Below are 17,412 nucleotides of genomic sequence, written 5' to 3' on the forward strand. Positions count from 1 at the left end.
TCATTGGTGGGTCCAGGCGGGCTGGCGCTTTTCGAGGAAGGCCGCCAGGCCTTCGTTGGCGTCGTGCGTGCGCATGAGCCATTCGAGGTAGAGCCGTTCGAGTTCGGCGAGGCGCTCGCGCACCTGCCTTTGCATCACGCCGCGCGCGGCGACGGTGGCGCAGGCGAGCGCGGCTGCGCTCCTGCCCACGAGGTGCTGGTCGAACCAGCCGACCGCGGCGGCAGCGGGGTCCTCCGCGAGCTGCTGCACCAGGCCCATGCGCAGCGCTTCGTCGGCGGCGATGGAGCGGCCGGTGAGCAGCAGGTCCTCGGCGTCCGGCTGGTTGACGCGGTAGGGCAGCAGCGCCGAAGCGGCGGGGGCGAAGACCCCCAGCTTGATCTCGGGCTGGCCGAACTGCGCGTTCGGCGCGGCGAAGATGCGGCCGCAGGCGAGCGCCAGTTCGAGCCCGCCGCCCAGGCACTGGCCTTGCACCGCCACCATCACCGGCACCGGGAATTCGAGCATCTCCAGCAGCAGCGCGTGCAGGGAGGCCAGCATCGTGGCGCACTGCGCGGGCAGGTGCTCCTCGACGCTGGCGCCGAAGGAGAAGTGCGGGCCTTCGGCATCGACGAGGACGCCGCGCAGCATCACGTGGCGCCGGTACTGTCCGAGCGCCGCATGCAGCGCCGCGATCATGGCGGCGTCGACGAGGTTGGCCTTCGGGCGGGAGAGGCGCAGGCGCAGCAGGGCGCCGTCCTTTTCGAGCCAGGCTTTGAGGGGGGTTTCCATGCGGGCTCCTATTGCGCCAATCCGGCGGGCGACTGCGTCATTCCGGCGCGCCATTCCGTCATTCCCGCGCCCCCCTTCGTCATTCCCGCGAAGGCGGGAACCCAGGGCTTCCGCATTTCACGCGCTGCGCGCGTGCCCTGGGCCCCCGCCTGCGCGGGGGTGACGAGAAGCGCGGGGGTGCCGAGAAGGGCGGGTGTGACGAGAAGCGCGGAGGTGACGAGCCGGTCCGCGCCCACGCATCCGGTCCTCACTTCTTCCCCTTCGGCTGGATCTCGTCGTGCAGCGCCCCGACCCAGCTCTGCCCCGCCGCCAGCTTCTGCCGCAGCAGCACGAAGTCGACCTCGCGGTCGTCCTTGGGCCCTTCGTTGAACGCGGTGAAGCCCGAGCGCGCCTCGGTCATCATGTTCAGCGCCAGCCAGTCGCGCGCGTCTTCCTTGTTGGCGTTCCAGGCCGCGAGCTTGGGCTTGCGCAGTTCCTCGATCGTCTTGAGCGTGCACTCGGGGAAGGTCATGAGGATCTTGGCGCACAGCTCCTCCACCTTCGCATCGAGCAGCGACAGGTCCACCTCGCCGCGCGCCAGCAGCGCCTTGCCTTCCTTCGCCGCATCGCCGCCCTTGAACTCGCCGAACGCGTTGCGGCCGTAGTCGTCGACCATGCGCTGCGTTTCCACCAGCGGATTGGCGACGAACTTGCCGTCCACCTTCAGCGCCGGCACGACGTCGGTGATCATCCCCATCTGGTAGGCCTTGTGCGCCGAGAAGGGTTCGCACAGCACGCAGGCGGCCATCGCCCGCTCCGCGCCGACGATCACCGGCAGGAAGTCGGTCGCGCCGCCGATGGGCGCCGATCCGTGCTTGGGACCCGCCTGCCCGAACTTCGCCAGGTCCTGCGCCACGGTGAAGTCGCAGGCCATGCCGATCTCCTGGCCGCCGCCGATGCGCATGCCGTTCACGCGGCAGATCACCGGCTTGTCGGCCGCCAGGATGGTGCTGACCATGTCGTTGAACAGGCGCATGTACTGCCGGTATTCCTGCGGCTGGCCGGCGTAGTACTCGGCGTATTCCTTGGTGTTGCCGCCGGTGCAGAAGGCCTTGTCGCCGGCACCCGTGAAGACGATGCAGTTGACGTCGCGCGCGTTCGAGGCCGCCTTGAACGCGAGGATCACGGCCTTGACCATGTCGGTCGTGTACGAGTTGTACTGCGCCGGGTTGTCCAGCGTGATCCAGGCGTTGAACAGGCCGGGCGCCACGGAGCCGTCCGGCTTGCGCGCCGGCCGCTTCTCGTAGCGCACGCCGGGCGTCTTCGGCTGCGGCGCCAGGTCGTGGTTCTTGAACTCCAGCATGGGCGTGGCGGGTGCGTTCATTCGTCTGTCTCCTCTCGGTTCGTTTCAGCGGGGCTGCAGCACCACGCGGGCGCGGATCTCGTGGCGATGCACCGCCGCGAAAATGGAATTGATGTCGGCGAGCGGATGCGGCTCGACGAAAGGCGCGACCTGCACCTTGCCGTCCAGGACCAGTTCGAGCGCGGCGGGGTACTGCTCCGGCGGGCAGCCCCAGTTGCCGATGGCGCGCGCGTCGTAGGCCATGAGGTTGGACAGGCGCACGTCGACCTTGTCCATCGTGAAGCCGACCACGCTGAGCGTCGCTCCGTGCACCAGCAGGTTCCACGCGGTCTGCTGGCCGGCCGGCGTGCCGGAGCACTCGAAGATGAACCACTCGGTGGAACGCAGGCCCTGCTCCTTGGCGAAGGCCTGCGCCGCCTGCTTGATCTGCTTGGCATCGAGGCCGCGGCTGTTGAGGGTCTTCGCGGCGCCGTATTGCGCGATCGCCTCGAGCTTGCGGTCGTCGACGTCGATCGCCAGCACCTTGGCACCGAAGGCATTCGCCACCTGCACGCAGTAGCCGCCGACACCGCCGGCGCCGATCACCACCGCGACGCTGCCGGGCGTGACGCCGGCACGGCGCACGGCCTGGTAGGGCGTGGTCAGCGCATCGGCCACCACGGAGACCTGCCACAACTGCAGTCCCGCCTTGGCGAGCCGCTGCTCGTCGACCAGGCACAGCCCGCGCGCCGGCACCACGATGTGCGAAGCGAAGCCGCCCTCGATGTCGTTGCCGGGCATCTTCTGCGCCCGGCAGATCGTGGTGAGCCCGCGCTGGCACAGGTCGCATTCGCCGCAGGGCAGCACGGCCGGGACGATCACCGCCTTGCCCTTCCACGATGAGGCGCCGGGGCCGGTCTCCACCACGTAGCCGCTGATCTCGTGCCCGAGCGCCAGCGGCAGCGGCTGGTTGGTCCGCACGCCGTCGTAGTAGTAGCCCAGGTCGGTGTGGCACACGCCGCAGCCGGCCACCTCCACCACCACTTCACCCGGCCCGGCGGACGCGAGGAACTCGCGTTTCACCATCGGTTCCTGCGGTGCCGTCATCAGCCAGCGGTACGCATCGATGCTCATCTTTCTGTCTCCTCGCATTCGGGTTTACCCGCGGGTTTCGCGGCGGGCGCCGCGCAGCAAACGGTAAACAGGTACCCGAATGCTGATTTAACGCATTCTGGGTGCCGCGACCGAGCAAAACCTTGATCTGGTTCAAGGTCCCGCCGCGGCCCTGAACGTTTACTCGCTTCCATAGCGACACGAGGAGACAACAGCGTGGATGCATCCCTGGCGAGCGAATCACGGCCGCGCTCCGCGGCACCCCCATTTCCTTCCACCGCACTCGAGAGCATCTCGTTCGCGATCGCCGGCAGCGGCGGCAGCGGCGTGATGAGCGCCGGCAACTGGCTGCTCGAAGCGGCGGCGCGCAGCGGCATCTACGGCCTGATGGTCAAGACCATGGGCCCGCAGATCCGCGGCGGCGAGGCAGCCGCGCTGGTGCGGCTCGCGACCACGCAGCTCGAGTCGCTGGACGATGCCTTCGACGTGATGCTGGCCATCGACTGGCAGAACGTGCACCGCTTCGCCGACGAGATTCCGCTGCGGCAAGGCGGACTGCTGGTGTGCGACGCCGACGGCGGCGAGATCCCGGCGGCGTTCGCCGCCAGCGGCGCCCGCGTTCTTTCGCTGCCGCTCAAGAAGATGGCCAAGGCCAGCGGCAGCTGGATCAACATGCTGGCCCTGGGCATCACCGGCGCGCTCGCAGGCTTGCCGGTCGAGGCGCTGGAAGCGGCCGTGCGCCAGGGCTGGACGCGCGGCGAGGAAGCCCTGCAGGTGAACTTCCGGGCGCTGCGCGAAGGCATGGCCGCCGCCGGCGAGCATGCACCGGCGGCGCGCAGCATGGCACCGGAGCCAGGCCGGCGCTGGCTGGTGAGCGGCAACGAAGGCGCCGGCTATGGCGCGATCCGCGGTGGCGTGCGCTTCGTGGCCGCCTACCCGATCACGCCGGCCACCGAGATGCTGGAGTGGATGGCGCCCGCGCTGGTGCAGGCCGGCGGCTCGCTGCTGCAGGCCGAGGACGAACTCGCCTCGATCAACATGATCATCGGCTCCTCCTTCGGCGGCGTGCCTTCGCTGACGGCGACCGCCGGTCCCGGCCTGTCTCTCATGACCGAAGGCATCGGCCTGGCCGTGGCGGCCGAGGTACCGATCGTGGTGGTCGACGTGATGCGCGGCGGCCCCTCCACCGGCATCCCGGCCAAGAGCGAGCAGAGCGACCTCTCGTTCGCCGTCGGCGGCCTGCACGGCGATGCGCCGCGGCTCGTGCTGGCGCCGAGCTCGATCTCGGACTGCATCGCGACCACGCAGTGGGCGGTGGAACTCGCGGAGGTGCTGCAGTCGCCGGCGCTGCTGCTGTCCGACCAGTTCATGGGCCAGTCGCGCGCCATCGTCGATCCACCGCGGCTGCCCGAACCGGGCGGCAAGCGCCTGCTCGCGCCGGCCGACACGCCCAGCTACCAGCGGTACCAGGACACGCCCAGCGGCGTCTCGCCGATGGCGATCCCCGGCACACCGGGCAACACCTACACCGCCGACGGCCTGGAACACACGGAGACGGGCGTTCCGAGCAGCCAGGCGGCAGACCACGCCCGCCAGCTGGACAAGCGCTCGCGCAAGCTGCTGCAGCACGACTACGGCAGCCGCTGGGCCGACATCGAAGGCGACGGGCCCTGCGCCGTGATCACCTTCGGTTCCGCCGCCGGCCCGGCGCGCGAAGCCGTGAAGCGCGCCGCGGCGCAGGGCGTGCCCGTGCGCCTGGTCGTGCTGCGCCTGATCGCGCCGCTGCAGGCGGCAGCGATGGCGCAGGCGCTCGAAGGCGTGCAACAGGTCATGGTGGTCGAACAGAACCACGAAGGCCAGTTGCTGCGCTACCTGCGCGGCGTGGCGGACCTGCCGGGCCGGCCCGCCGGCTTCCACCGGCCGGGGCCGCTGCCGCTGCGGCCGGCCGACATCTGCAGCGCCCTGCTCGCATGGGCCCAAGCCAAGGAGGAGACCCGATGAACGACATGAGCCATCCCCCGGGACTCGCCGCGGCCGAGCCCTACACGCCCTTGAACTACAAGTCCGCGACCAAGCCGATCTGGTGCCCGGGCTGCGGCGACTACACCGTGCTCAACGCGGTGACCAAGGCGCTTGCCCTGGTGCAGCGGCCGCCGCACGAGGTGGCCGTGGTGTCCGGCATCGGCTGCTCCTCGCGCATTCCCGCCTACACCTCCTGCTACGGCTTCCACGGCGTGCACGGGCGCTCGCTGGCCGCGGCCACGGGCCTGAAGGTCGCGCGCCCGGACCTGACCGTGCTGGTGGCCAGCGGCGACGGCGACGGCTACTCCATCGGCGGCAACCACTTCCTGCACGCCTGCCGCCGCAACGTGGACCTGACCTACATCGTGATGGACAACCACGTGTACGGCATGACCAAGGGCCAGGCCTCGCCGACCACCGAACCGGACTGGGACAACAAGCTGTCCCCCGGCGGCACGCGGGTGCGCGCCTTCCATCCGCTGGTGATCGCGCTGGCCGCCGGCGCCAACTTCGTGGCCCGCGCCTTCGCCGGCGACCAGAACACGACGGCGGAGATCATCGCGGCCGGCATCCGCCACCCGGGCTTCTCCTTCATCGAGATCCTCAGCCCCTGCGTGACCTTCCGCCCCGAGCAGAAGGAGTGGAAGAACCTGACCCACGCCGCGCCCGTCGGCCCGACCGACGACGCCGCGCGCGCCGCCAAGCGGATCATGACCGACGACGGCTTCAACATCGGCGTGCTCTACGCGGGCCACCGGGCGCCCTACAGCGGTGGCCCGGGCGCGCCGACGCGCTCGCTGCAGGAGATGGAATCCGCGTTTGCACTTTGAGGGAGTCCCACATGAAGATCCATTCCGCGCCCGCTCCACGCGACCTGTCGGAGCTGATGGCGCAGGCCTATGCGCTGGAGCGCGAGGCCGTCGATCGCTACGGCGAACTGGCCGACGTGCTGGCCACGCACAACAACCAGGAGGTGGCCGCGCTGTTCCGGCGCCTCGCCAGCCAGGAGGCGCTGCACGCCACCGAGATCCTGCGCACCATGGGCTGGACGCGGGCGCCGCAACCGCAGCTGCCGCCCGATGCGCCGAACGCGCCTTCATACGAGGACACGCACTACCTGATGCACCCGTGGCACGCCTTGCGCATCGCGCTGCAGGCGGAGCAGCGCGCGCACGACTTCTACCAGGAGCTGGCGCAGCGCTGCGAGGCCGACGAGCTGCGCCATGCCGCGCGGCAGCTGCAGGCCGACGAGCGCGAACACATCACGCTGCTGGAGGAGTGGCTGGAGCGCGTGCCCGAGCCGCCGGCCGGCTGGGACGAGGATCCCGACCCGCCGCGCTATCCGCACTGAAGCGCGATGAAGACACTGCTGCCCGAGGGCTGGGCGCCGCCGCAGGGCTACGCCAACGGCATCGAAGTGCGCGCCGGCCGCATCGTTTTCTTGGCCGGCCAGGTGGGATGGGACGCCCAGCAGCGCTTCCATTCCGCCGACATCGCGCCGCAGTTCGCGCAGGCGCTGGACAACATCCTCGCCATCCTGCGCGAGGCGGGGGGCCGGCCCGAGCACATCTGCCGCATCACGGCGTTCTGCTGCGACCGCACCCGCTACCTCGTCGCGCGCAAGGAGCTGGGTGCGATCTGGCGCGAGCGCATGGGGCGGCACTACCCCGCCATGAGCATGATCTTCGTGGCCGACCTGCTGGACCACCCCGCCGTCATCGAGCTGGAAGCGACGGCGGTCCTTCCGAGTGAACCCGCCAATCCGTGAGGCTTCCATGCTGCAGATCGTGATCCAGGGCCGCGGGGGCCAGGGCGCCCAGACCGCCGGCAACCTGCTGGCGCGCGCCTTCTTCGCCGACGGCCAGCAGGTGCAGGCCTTCGCCAGCTACGGCGGCGCCCGGCGCGGCACGCCCGTGAGCTCCTACATCCGCGTCGACGACCACCCGATCCGGCTGCGCTGCGACATCGAGAAGGCCGATGCAATCCTGTGCTTCGACGCCAGCCTGCTGCAGCCGCCGCTGCTGTCGCGCGCGCGGCCCGACACGCTGATCGTGGTGAACTCCGTGCACACCGTGGCGGAATGGCGCGAGAACCTGCCCGCCTACCGCGTGCTGCCGGTGGATGCGATCGCGATCGCGCGCTCGCAGGGCCTGGGGCGGATCGTGAACTCCGCCCTGCTCGGCGCGCTGGCGCGGGCCATCGGATCACCGGGCCTGGAGGTCCTGCGCGGCCTGCTGCGCGAGGGCCGGCAGGGCGAGGACAACGCCGCGGCCTGCCTGCTCGGCTACGCAGCGGCCGGCGCCGAGGAGGTGCCCACATGAACATCCCCCTGCCCCCGACCGCCTGGACCACCGGCACCACCGAGGTCTTCAAGACCGGCACCTGGCGCGCCGCACTGCCGCAGCACGTGGCGCGGCCCTCGCCGTGCCACCAGGCCTGCCCCGTGAACGGCCATATCGCCGAATGGATAGGCCACGCCCGCACGGGCGACCTGCGGCGCGCCTGGGAGGTGCTGACCCTCAACAATCCTTTCCCTGCGGTGGCCGGCCGCATCTGCCATCACCCTTGCGAGACCTCGTGCAACCGCGCCGGCTACGACGAAGCCGTCTCGGTCTGCCGCCTGGAGCGGGCGGTGGGCGACGCGGCCATCGCGGCCGGATGGGCGTACGCGCCGCCAGCCGCGGAACAGGAGGCGCACGTCGCCGTCGTCGGCGGCGGTCCCTCGGGGCTCTCGGCCGCCTACCAGTTGCGCCGGCGCGGCTGGCGCGTGAGCCTGTACGAGGCCAAGCCCCGCCTCGGCGGCTTGCTGCGCTACGGGATCCCGTCGTATCGGCTGCCGCGCCATGTGCTCAACGCGGAGATCGCCCGCATCCTCGAGCTCGGGGTGGCGCTGCACCTCGGCGCGGCGCTGCAGACCGCCGCGGACCTGGAACGGCTGCGCGCAGAACATGACGTCGTCTACCTCGCGCTCGGCGCCGCCCGGCCCAAGGTCCTGCCGCAGTTGCCCCCGGAGGCGCCCTGGTCGATGCAGGGCGCCGAGTACCTGGCCCGCTGCGCCGCCGGCGACGTGCCGCAGATCGGCCGGCGCGTGGTCGTGATCGGCGGCGGCAGCAGCGCCATGGACGTGGCGCGCAGCGCGCGTCGCAACGGCTGCGATGTCACGGTGCTGGCGCTGGAAGCACGCGCCGCCTTGCCGGCGCAGCGCGAGGAAGTGCAGGAGGCGCTGGAAGAAGGCGTGGTGCTGTGCGACGGCGCGATGCTGCAGGGCGTCAGCGGCGATGGGCCGCTCACGCTGGACTGCGTGCATGTGCGCTTCCAGCCCGGCGCAGCCGGCGCGGCGCCGCGCATCGACGTCGTCGAGGCCGGCTTCACGCTTGCAGCCGATGCCGTGCTGACGGCCATCGGCCAGGATGCGGAGCTGTCCCTGTTTCCGACCGCAGCCACCAGCGGCGGCCTGCTGCAGGTCGATGCGCGGCAGGCGAGCTCGCTGCCCGGCGTCTGGGCGGGCGGCGACCTGGCCAGCATGGCGCGCTTCTTCAGCGAGGCCGTCGGCATGGGCAAGCGGGCGGCGATCGACATCGACCGGGCCTTGCGCGGCGTCGAACGCAGTGCGGCACCGGTCGTCACGCCGCCAGGGCTGGACGAGATCGCCACCTGGTACTACCCGAAGCACAAGCGCCCGGAGCAGCGGCGAGTCGCGGTCGCGGAGCGCCTCGCCAGCGGCGAGGAAGTCCAGGTCGCGCTGTCCCCCGACGAAGTGCAGGCCGAAGCCTCGCGTTGCTTTTCCTGCGGCAGCTGCACGAGCTGCGACAACTGCTTCCAGTTCTGCCCCGACCTCGCCGTGGCGCACGGCCCGGAGGGCTATTCGGTCCTGGCGGACTACTGCAAGGGCTGCGGCCTGTGCGTGCGCGAGTGCCCGACGGGCTCCATGATCCTGAAGGAGGAACTGCGATGAGCGACGGCCAGACGCTGCTCCTGAACGGCAACCATGCCGTCGCCTGGGCTGCGCGGCTCGCGCGGCCGGAGGTGGTCCCGGTGTATCCGATCACGCCCCAGACGCCGATCCTGGAGCAGATCACCGAGTTCCACGCCAGCGGCGCGATGCAGGCCCAGATCCTCACGCCCGAGTCCGAGCATTCGGTGCTGGCGGCGTGCATCCCCGCGGCGCTGGCCGGCGCGCGGGTGTTCACCGCCACAGCCTCGCAGGGCCTGCTGCTGATGCACGAGGTGCTGCATTACGCGAGCGGGGCCCGCGCACCGATCGTGATGTGCAACGTCAACCGCACGGTCGCATCGCCCTGGGCCTTCTGGCCCGACGAGACCGACAGCCTGGCGCAGCGCGACACGGGCTGGATCCAGTTCTACAGCGAAAGTCCGCAGGAGTCGCTCGACACCGTGCTGCAGGCCTTCCGCGTCGCGGAGACGGTGCAGCTGCCCGTGATGGTGAGCCACGATGCGTTCTACGTCTCGCATGCGCTGGAGCCGGTGCATGTGCCCGCGCAGGAGACGGCCGACCGCTACCTGGCCGGCTGCGAGCGCGTGCGGCACCTGGACACCGACGCGCCTGCGGCCTGGGGCAACGTCGTCACGCCGGAGATGTACCAGCGGCACCGGCAGGCTATCCAGGAGGCGATGGGCCGCACGCTCGAGGTGGCGCAGGAGGCCGATCGCGCGTGGAGCGAGCTGACCGGGCGCAGCTACGGCCTGCTGGAGCGCTACCGCTGCGACGACGCGCGCATCGTGGTGGTCGCATTGGGCAGCATGTGCGGCACGGCGCGCGAGGCGATCGATGCCTTGCGCTGCGAAGGCGTCGCCGCGGGGCTGCTGAAGCTGCGCCTGTTCCGGCCCCTGCCGCAGCAGGCCTTGCGCATCGCGCTGGCGGGCGTGCCCGACGTGCTGGTGCTCGATCGCAACCACTCGCCCGGGCTGGGCGGCATCCTGCACCACGAGCTGCGGGGCGCCTTGTACGGCCTGCCGAATGCGCCGCGCGTGCACGGCGTGCTCACCGGCGTGGGCGGCGTCGACGTGCAGGCGCGGCACATCCGCGAGCTGGTAGCTTCGGCGCTGCAGAACGCGCCGCAGCCGGAATCCACCTGGGGCTGAATCATGGAAACACTCGACCGCCGCGACCCCATGCTGTGTTCCGGCCATGCCGCCTGCCCCGGCTGCATGGAAGCGCTCTCCGCCCGCCACGTGCTGGCCCGCATGGGCCCGGACACGATGGCGGTGATCCCGCCCTCCTGCATGGCGATCATCGCGGGCCCGCAGCCTTACAGCTCGCTGCGCATCCCGGTGTACCAGCCCACGCTGGAGGCCAGCGCCGCCGCCGCCTCGGGACTGCGCCGCGCGCTCGATGCCCAGGGCCGCGGCCAGACGCAGGTGCTGGTGCTGGCCGGCGACGGCGGCACCTACGACATCGGCCTGCAATGCCTGTCGTCGGCGGCCGAGCGCAACGAGGACATGCTGTATGTGTGCCTGGACAACGAGGGCTACATGAACACGGGCGCCCAGAAGTCGTCCTCGACGCCGCATTTCGCCCGCACCAGTTCGACCCCGGAGGGCAAGCCCACGCGCAAGAAGAACCTGACCGGCATCATGGCGGCGCACGGCGTGCCGTACGCGGCAACCGCCAGCGTCGGCTTCCTGCCCGACATGCTGCGCAAGATCGAAAGGGCGAAGGCGATCCGCGGCTTCCGCATCCTCACGCTGCTGGTCCCGTGCATCGAAGGCTGGGGACTGGAGGACAGCGGCGGCATGGAGGCGGCACGGTATGCGGTGGAGTGCGGCGCGTTCCCGTTGTACGAGGTGGAGGATGGGACGCGGTATACGTTGAACTATTCGCTGAGGCCGCGCCGCGTTGCGGAGTATCTTGCGTTGCAGAAGCGGTATCGGGGTTTGTCTGCTTCGGATGTTGACTCTTTGCAGTCGGAGGTGGATCAGGGGTGGGCGTGGTTGATGCGATTGATTCAGCCGGAGGATGTGCCGGCTCTGCCCTGATTCGTGTTCCGGGGGCGTCGCGGCAGGCGGTGCGCGGTGCGTGCCCGCGACGGTGTTCGGTCCGCGGCTTCGCGCGCGGACGACCCCGAAAGACCGGTCCCGCCGCCGCCCCGCACAACTCGCTGCGCGATTGCACGCGCGCGTGCAATCGCTACGCTCGAACAAGGCGCCGGGAGCTAGAAACATACGCGAGGCTCGGTTCGCTATCGCTCCGTAGCCTCGCTGCGGCGGCGGACCCGGTCTTTCGGGCTCCACCAACGCGGTCCCGCCCCGCGCACCGCCTGCCGCGACGTTCAGCCGTGAAGATCCTCCGCGCCGTCATTCCCGCGCAGGCGGGAACCCAGAGAGCGCGAAGCGCTGTGCGTCGAACTCCCGCCGGCTCTTGTCACGCCAACGACGACACGGCCGAACGTCGCGACGGCCGGCGCACGGTGCGGGACCGCGTTGGTGATGCCCGGAAAATCGGGCCTGCCGGCACAGCGAGGCTACACAGCGACAGCGATGTGAGCCTCGCGTACGTGGACATGCTCGCAACATCTGTTCGCCCGGAGAGCGGCCGGCGCGACGCACCCGGAAAACCAGAGAGCGCGCTCATTGCGCCCCCTGGATCCCCGCCTCCGCGAGGATGACGAAGACTCAGCGCGGCTCCTGCCGCTCCACCAGCCGCAACATCGTCGCCACCGTGATCGAACTGAACGTGGCCCGCGCGATCTGGTCGACTTCGGTCAGCACCTGGCCGATCGCGCGGTCCACCGGCGTGCCGGTCTCGGCGTGCTGGTGCGACACCGGCGAGAAATCCTCGAACAGCTGGATGATGTCCATCAAGGTCAGCCGCCGCACGTTGGCAGTGAAGCGATAGCCGCCGCCCACGCCGCGCACCGAGGCGACGACGCCGGCGCGCGCCAGCTCCGCGAGCACCTTCGCCAGGTGGTGCGCGGACACGCCGTACTTCTCCGCGATTTCCGACGCAGGGATGTGCCGCTCGGGATCGGCCGCGAATTCCATGACGCTGTACAGCGCCAGCAGCGTGTTGACCTGCAGCTTCATGCACGCCCCTTCGGAGCCGCCGCCGGCAAGTCGAGTTCCAGCGGAATGATGGGCGCCGCCATCATCCCCTGGCTGCGGAAGAACGAGAGCACCAGCGTGTTCTCGCGCGACAGCATGGTGCGCAGCTTGCGCACGCCCGCTGCCCGCAGCGCATCGCAGAAGGACGTCATCAGCCGCGAGCCGATGCCGGCCACCCGCGCGGGCTGCGCGATGTTGATCGCGAACAGCCAGCCGCAGGGCGGCGAGCCGAACTCCCAGTCGCGTACCTCGCCGATCACGAAGCCGACGATCTCGCTGCCCGTCACGGCGACGAGGAACCAGCTCTGCTCGCCGCGCACCGCCCGGCCGTAGCGCTTGTACACGCGCTCCCAGTAGTCGCGCTTCTCCAGGCCCGTTTCCTGCGCGTCGAGGGCGATCACCTGGTCGAGGTCGCCGCGGCGCACGGGACGCACGGTGACGGCGCCGGAGGTCGGCGGAATGGCGGGCCGCGGTCGGCGGACCGAGGGTAAGCGCGGGGTAGGTGCGGTTGTCAAGCTTGTGTCAGATCAATGAATTCCGGCATCAGGCTACCACAATGGCCCGAACCCCTGCCACCTGACGAGCCGGGCGTACACAGGAGACAAACCATGGGCTATTCCTCGTTCATGCGGGCCGCGGCCGTGCGGCTTCCTGCCACGGCGCTGGCACTCGCCACGCTCGCCGGCGGCGCGCAGGCACAGGAGGCGATCCGCATCGGCGCCTTCCTCTCCGTGACCGGCCCCGCCGCCTTCCTGGGCGACCCGGAACTCAAGACGCTCGAGATGTACGTGGAGCGCATCAACGCCGAAGGCGGCATCCTCGGCCGCAAGGTGCAGCTCGTCTCCTACGACGACGCCGGCGACGCCGAGAAGGCGCGTACCTTCGCCAAGCGCCTGATCGAGCAGGACAAGGTCGACGTGATCGTCGGCGGCTCCACGACCGGCACCACCATGGCCGCCGTGCCGCTGGCGGAGCAGTCCGGCACGCCCTTCATCTCGCTGGCCGGCGCCGTGCCGATCGTCGAGCCGCCCAAGAAGTGGGTGTTCAAGACGCCGCACACCGACCGCATGGCCTGCGAGAAGATCTTCGCCGACACGCAGTCGCGCAAGCTCACGAAGGTGGCGCTGATCTCCGGCAGCGGCGGCTTCGACAAGTCGATGCGCGGCGAGTGCGTGAAGGTCGCCTCCAAGTACGGCGTGGAGCTGGTGGCCGACGAGACCTACGGCGCCAACGACACCGACATGACCGCGCAGCTCACCAAGATCAAGGGCAGCGGCGCGCAGGCGGTGCTCAACGCCGGCTTCGGCCAGGGCCCGGCGATCGTCACGCGCAACTACCGGCAGGTCGGCCTCACGCTGCCGCTGTACCAGTCGCACGGCGTCGCCTCGCGCGAGTTCATCAAGCTGGCCGGGGCCGCCGCCGAAGGCGTGCGCCTGCCCGCCGCGGCGCTGCTGGTGTCGGACATCCTGCCGGGCAACGATCCGCAGAAGCCGGTGGTGAGCAGCTACCGCAAGAACTACGAGGACAGGTTCAAGAGCGAGGTCTCCGCCTTCGGCGGCCATGCCTACGACGGCCTGATGCTCGCCATCGGCGCGATGAAGACGGCCCACTCCACCGACAAGGGCAAGGTGCGCGACGCGCTGGAAGCCACGCGCGGCTATGTCGGCACCGGCGGTGTCGTCAACATGAGCGCGAACGACCACATGGGCCTGGACCTCACCGCCTTCCGCATGCTGGAGGTGAAGGACGGCAAGTGGTCGCTGGCCCGGTAAGCCGAAGCTCGGACCGGTAGCAACAGCCATGAGCGGGGCCTGGCTCCAGTTCATCGCCAGCGGCCTGACCGCAGGCGCCATCTACGCCCTCGTCGCGCTGGGCTTCACCATCGTGTTCAACGCCAGCGGCGCCATCAACTTCGCGCAGGGCGAGTTCGTGATGGTGGGCGGCATGAGCGCCGCCAGCCTGGTCGCCGCGGGCGTCTCTCTGCCGCTCGCGATCCTGCTGGCGGTTGCCGCCGCCATCGTGGTGGCCCTGGTCATCGAGCGCGTCGCCATCGCACCGGCGCGCCACGCCGGGACCGTCACGCTGATCATCATCACCATCGGCGTGTCGCTGTTCCTGCGCGGGCTGGCGCAGCTGGTGTGGGGCAAGGGCGTGTTCCGGCTGCCGGCCTTCTCGGGCGAGGAGCCGATCGCCTTCGGCGGCGCCACGCTGCTGCCGCAGAGCCTCTGGGTGCTCGCCGGCGCCACGCTGGCGGTGCTCGCCCTGCGCTTCTTCTACGGCCGCACGCTGGCGGGCAAGGCGATGCTGGCCACGTCCTACAACCGCCTCGCGGCGCAGCTGGTGGGCATCAACACGCGCGCCGTGCTGTTCGCCAGCTTCGGCCTGGCGGCCCTGCTCGGCGCCGTGGGCGGCGTGCTGATCGCGCCGATCGCCTTCACTTCCTACGACGCCGGCATCATGCTGGGCCTCAAGGGTTTCGCCGCCGCCATGCTGGGTGGCCTGGGCAGTTTTCCCGGCGCCGTCCTGGGCGGTCTCGTGCTCGGACTGCTCGAAGGCCTCGGCGCCGGGTTCCTGTCGTCCGCGTACAAGGACGCGATCGCCTTCGTGGCGATCCTCGCCGTCCTCTTCTTCTTCCCGGGAGGCTTCCTTGGTGCCCGCAGCAGCGACCGCGTCTGAGCCGTCCCTCCCGTCGCGCGGCTGGCTGGCCCGCCCGCGCAGCGGCGGCACGCTGCTGCTGGCTGCCTTCGTGGCGCTGGCACCGCTGGCGCTGCCGAACAACTATGCCTACGAGATCGCGATCCAGATCGCGCTCAACGCGGTGGTGTGCATCGGGCTGAACCTCCTGATCGGCTATGCCGGCCAGATCAGCCTCGGGCACGCCGGCTTCTTCGCCCTGGGCGGCTATGCGAGTGCGATCCTCGCGACGCGCTATGGCGTGCCGGTGTGGCTGTCGCTGCCGGGCGCCTGCGCCGCCGTCGGCGCCCTGGCCTACCTGCTGGGCCGGCCCACGCTGCGCCTGAAGGGCCATCCGCTCGCCATGGCCACGCTGGGCCTGGGCGTGATCATCTCGATCGCGATCACCACCGAGGACCAATGGACCGGCGGGCCGGACGGCATGCAGGTGCCGCCCCTGGTGCTGTTCGGGCTGGCGCTGCAGGGCGAGCGCGCCTGGTACTGGATCACGGGGGCGCTGCTGGTCGCCACGGTGTGGCTGGCGCTGAACCTGATCGACTCGCCCAACGGCCGCGCGCTGCGCGCCCTGCACGGATCGGAAGTCGCGGCGCGCACGCTCGGCATCGACTGCACCCGCGTCAAGCTGCAGGTGTTCACGCTTTCCGCGGTGCTGGCGGCGCTGGCGGGGGCGCTGACCGCGCACTACGCCGGCTTCATCACGCCGGCCAAGGCCTCGTTCCTGCATTCGGTCGAACTGGTGATCATGGTCGTCTTCGGCGGCATGGCCTCGGTGTTCGGCGCCGTGGTGGGGGCGGCGGTCATGACGCTGCTGCCGCAACTGCTCACCGTGCTGAAGGACTACGAGATGATGGTCTTCGGCGCGGTGCTGGTCGCCACCATGGTGCTGTTCCCGCAGGGGCTGGTGCCCACGCTCGCGCGCTGGTGGCGGTGGAGGATGCAATGACCCTTCTTGCAGTCCGCGGCCTCACCAAGTCCTTCGGTGGCGTGAAGGCGATCACCGACCTCGACCTGCGCATCGCGCGCGGGGCCGTGCACTCAATCATCGGTCCCAACGGCGCCGGCAAGACCAGCCTGATCAACATGCTCAGCGGCATCTACCGGCCCGACGCCGGCAGCATCGCGCTGGACGGCGTGGATCTCGCCGGCCAGCCCGCGCACCGCTTCGCCGCCGCCGGCATCGGCCGCACCTTCCAGAACCTGCAGGTGTTCTTCAACATGACGGCGCTGGAGAACGTCATGGCCGGGCGCCACCTGCGCGAGCGGCATTCGCTGGCCGCCGCCCTGCTGCGCACGCGCGCACTGCAGCGCGCCGAAGCCGAATCGCGCCAGTTCGCCCGCGATCTGCTGCGGCTGGTCGGCCTGTGCGGCCAGGAGGACACGCGGGCGGACGCGATGGCCTACGGCGCACTGAAGCGCCTGGAGATCGCGCGCGCCCTTGCCGCCCAGCCGCGGCTGCTGCTGCTCGACGAACCGGCGGCCGGCCTCAACGCCACCGAAGCGCGCGAGATCGACGCGCTGATCCAGCGCCTGGCCCAGGGCGGCACGACCATCGTGCTGGTCGAACACAACATGGCGCTGGTGATGGAGGTCTCGGACCACATCGTCGTGCTGGACCACGGACGCAAGCTGGCCGAGGGCACGCCGCAGGAGGTCTCGGCCCATCCCGGCGTGATCGAGGCTTACCTGGGCAAGGCCGAAGTCGCGGACGAAGACGAGGCGGAGGCGGCGCATGCTTGAAGTGAAGTCGCTCGCCAGCCGCTACGGCCGCATCCCCGCGCTGGCCGGCGTGACCCTGCACGTCCGGGCCGGCGAAATGGTCGCCATCGTCGGCGCCAACGGCGCCGGCAAGACGACGCTGCTGCGCACGCTCTCCGGCGTGCAGCCCCCCTGCGGCGGCAGCATCGTCTTCGAAGGCCAGGACCTGCTCAAGCTCCATGCGCGCCAGCGCGTGCAGGCCGGCATCATCCAGGTGCCCGAGGGGCGGCAGGTCTTCGCGCAGATGACGGTGGAAGACAACCTGCGCCTGGGCGCGTTCGCGCGCGGCAGCGCGCACCACCTCGACCCTGTCCTCGACCTCTTCCCGGTGCTGCGCGACAAGTTCCGCGAGCTGGCCGGCAATCTCTCCGGCGGCCAGCAGCAGATGCTGGCCATCGGCCGCGCGCTGATGGCGCGGCCGCGCCTGCTGCTGCTGGACGAGCCCGGCATGGGCCTGGCGCCGCGCCTGGTCGCCGAGATCTTCTCCCGCATCGCTGCCCTCGGGAAAGTGGGCACCACGATCCTGCTCGTCGACCAGAACGCCCGCGCCGCGCTCGGCGTGGCCAGCCGCGGCTACGTCATGGAGACGGGCCGGATCGTGCTGGAAGGCAGCGCCCGCGACCTGCTGCACGACCGCCAGGTGCAGCGCGCCTATCTCGGATCCGCCTGAAAGAAGG

Annotated in this window: 18 protein-coding genes; 13 read left to right on the forward strand and 5 right to left on the reverse strand. The window is 70.6% G+C overall.

Translation table 11 applies throughout. The annotated features are described in order from the left end of the window. From JI746_RS00745 to had, 3 genes are all read right to left on the reverse strand, one after another. Positions 1-768, reverse strand: a complete 768-nt coding sequence (locus tag JI746_RS00745; protein ID WP_201686865.1) for a cyclohexa-1,5-dienecarbonyl-CoA hydratase — start codon at positions 766-768, stop codon at positions 1-3. A gap of 247 nt (positions 769-1,015) precedes the next feature. Then, on the reverse strand, positions 1,016-2,131 hold the full coding sequence (oah, locus tag JI746_RS00750) for a 6-oxocyclohex-1-ene-1-carbonyl-CoA hydratase (RefSeq protein ID WP_201686866.1): 1,116 nt from the start codon (positions 2,129-2,131) through the stop codon (positions 1,016-1,018). Positions 2,132-2,155: 24 nt separating this feature from the next. Beyond that, the gene (gene had / locus JI746_RS00755; RefSeq protein WP_201686867.1) at positions 2,156-3,223 is read right to left on the reverse strand and encodes a 6-hydroxycyclohex-1-ene-1-carbonyl-CoA dehydrogenase; all 1,068 of its coding nucleotides are present in this window, start codon (positions 3,221-3,223) and stop codon (positions 2,156-2,158) included. Positions 3,224-3,418: 195 nt separating this feature from the next. On the opposite strand from had, the gene JI746_RS00760 reads away from it, so the two are divergent. Genes JI746_RS00760 through JI746_RS00795 form a run of 8 tightly spaced genes read left to right on the forward strand, consistent with a single transcriptional unit; the run spans position 3,419 to position 11,221 of the window. Beyond that, the gene (locus JI746_RS00760; protein ID WP_201686868.1) at positions 3,419-5,203 is read left to right on the forward strand and encodes a 2-oxoacid:acceptor oxidoreductase subunit alpha; all 1,785 of its coding nucleotides are present in this window, start codon (positions 3,419-3,421) and stop codon (positions 5,201-5,203) included. Next, the gene (locus JI746_RS00765; protein ID WP_201686869.1) at positions 5,200-6,054 is read left to right on the forward strand and encodes a 2-oxoacid:ferredoxin oxidoreductase subunit beta; all 855 of its coding nucleotides are present in this window, start codon (positions 5,200-5,202) and stop codon (positions 6,052-6,054) included. The genes JI746_RS00760 and JI746_RS00765 overlap by 4 nt, the downstream gene beginning before the upstream one ends. 11 nt (positions 6,055-6,065) lie before the next feature. Further along, on the forward strand, positions 6,066-6,575 hold the full coding sequence (locus JI746_RS00770) for a ferritin family protein (protein ID WP_201686870.1): 510 nt from the start codon (positions 6,066-6,068) through the stop codon (positions 6,573-6,575). Between the two features lie 6 nt (positions 6,576-6,581). Continuing rightward, positions 6,582-6,992 (forward strand): RidA family protein, encoded by a 411-nt coding sequence (locus tag JI746_RS00775; protein ID WP_201686871.1) that lies wholly within the window; start codon positions 6,582-6,584, stop codon positions 6,990-6,992. Positions 6,993-6,999: 7 nt separating this feature from the next. Then, complete coding sequence (locus tag JI746_RS00780) at positions 7,000-7,545, forward strand: 2-oxoacid:acceptor oxidoreductase family protein (protein WP_201686872.1); 546 nt, start codon at positions 7,000-7,002, stop codon at positions 7,543-7,545. After that, a complete protein-coding gene (locus JI746_RS00785) occupies positions 7,542-9,179 on the forward strand; it encodes an FAD-dependent oxidoreductase (RefSeq protein WP_201686873.1) in 1,638 nt (545 codons plus the stop codon). The genes JI746_RS00780 and JI746_RS00785 overlap by 4 nt, the downstream gene beginning before the upstream one ends. Beyond that, complete coding sequence (locus JI746_RS00790) at positions 9,176-10,327, forward strand: transketolase C-terminal domain-containing protein (protein WP_201686874.1); 1,152 nt, start codon at positions 9,176-9,178, stop codon at positions 10,325-10,327. The genes JI746_RS00785 and JI746_RS00790 overlap by 4 nt, the downstream gene beginning before the upstream one ends. 3 nt (positions 10,328-10,330) lie before the next feature. Further along, positions 10,331-11,221: a thiamine pyrophosphate-dependent enzyme gene (locus JI746_RS00795; RefSeq protein WP_201686875.1), complete on the forward strand. Its 891-nt coding sequence runs from the start codon at positions 10,331-10,333 to the stop codon at positions 11,219-11,221. 636 nt (positions 11,222-11,857) lie between these two features. Here JI746_RS00795 and JI746_RS00800 read toward each other — a convergent pair. Continuing rightward, the gene (locus JI746_RS00800; RefSeq protein ID WP_201686876.1) at positions 11,858-12,268 is read right to left on the reverse strand and encodes an RrF2 family transcriptional regulator; all 411 of its coding nucleotides are present in this window, start codon (positions 12,266-12,268) and stop codon (positions 11,858-11,860) included. Further along, positions 12,265-12,711: a GNAT family N-acetyltransferase gene (locus tag JI746_RS00805; RefSeq protein ID WP_330892748.1), complete on the reverse strand. Its 447-nt coding sequence runs from the start codon at positions 12,709-12,711 to the stop codon at positions 12,265-12,267. Before JI746_RS00805 ends, JI746_RS00800 begins: the two co-directional genes overlap by 4 nt. Positions 12,712-12,894: 183 nt before the next feature. On the opposite strand from JI746_RS00805, the gene JI746_RS00810 reads away from it, so the two are divergent. Genes JI746_RS00810 through JI746_RS00830 form a run of 5 tightly spaced genes read left to right on the forward strand, consistent with a single transcriptional unit; the run spans position 12,895 to position 17,405 of the window. Beyond that, positions 12,895-14,058, forward strand: a complete 1,164-nt coding sequence (locus tag JI746_RS00810; protein WP_236599465.1) for an ABC transporter substrate-binding protein — start codon at positions 12,895-12,897, stop codon at positions 14,056-14,058. A gap of 28 nt (positions 14,059-14,086) precedes the next feature. Then, positions 14,087-14,962, forward strand: coding sequence for a branched-chain amino acid ABC transporter permease (locus JI746_RS00815; RefSeq protein ID WP_201686878.1), 876 nt, complete (start codon positions 14,087-14,089; stop codon positions 14,960-14,962). After that, positions 14,937-15,923, forward strand: a complete 987-nt coding sequence (locus tag JI746_RS00820; protein ID WP_330892752.1) for a branched-chain amino acid ABC transporter permease — start codon at positions 14,937-14,939, stop codon at positions 15,921-15,923. The genes JI746_RS00815 and JI746_RS00820 overlap by 26 nt, the downstream gene beginning before the upstream one ends. Next, on the forward strand, positions 15,920-16,717 hold the full coding sequence (locus JI746_RS00825) for an ABC transporter ATP-binding protein (RefSeq protein WP_201686879.1): 798 nt from the start codon (positions 15,920-15,922) through the stop codon (positions 16,715-16,717). The genes JI746_RS00820 and JI746_RS00825 overlap by 4 nt, the downstream gene beginning before the upstream one ends. Next, entirely contained in the window at positions 16,710-17,405 is a 696-nt protein-coding gene (locus JI746_RS00830) for an ABC transporter ATP-binding protein (protein WP_201686880.1), read from the forward strand. The genes JI746_RS00825 and JI746_RS00830 overlap by 8 nt, the downstream gene beginning before the upstream one ends. Positions 17,406-17,412: the final 7 nt, after the last annotated feature.

It is taken from the genome of Ramlibacter alkalitolerans (assembly GCF_016722765.1).
Classification (GTDB): domain Bacteria; phylum Pseudomonadota; class Gammaproteobacteria; order Burkholderiales; family Burkholderiaceae_C; genus Ramlibacter; species Ramlibacter alkalitolerans.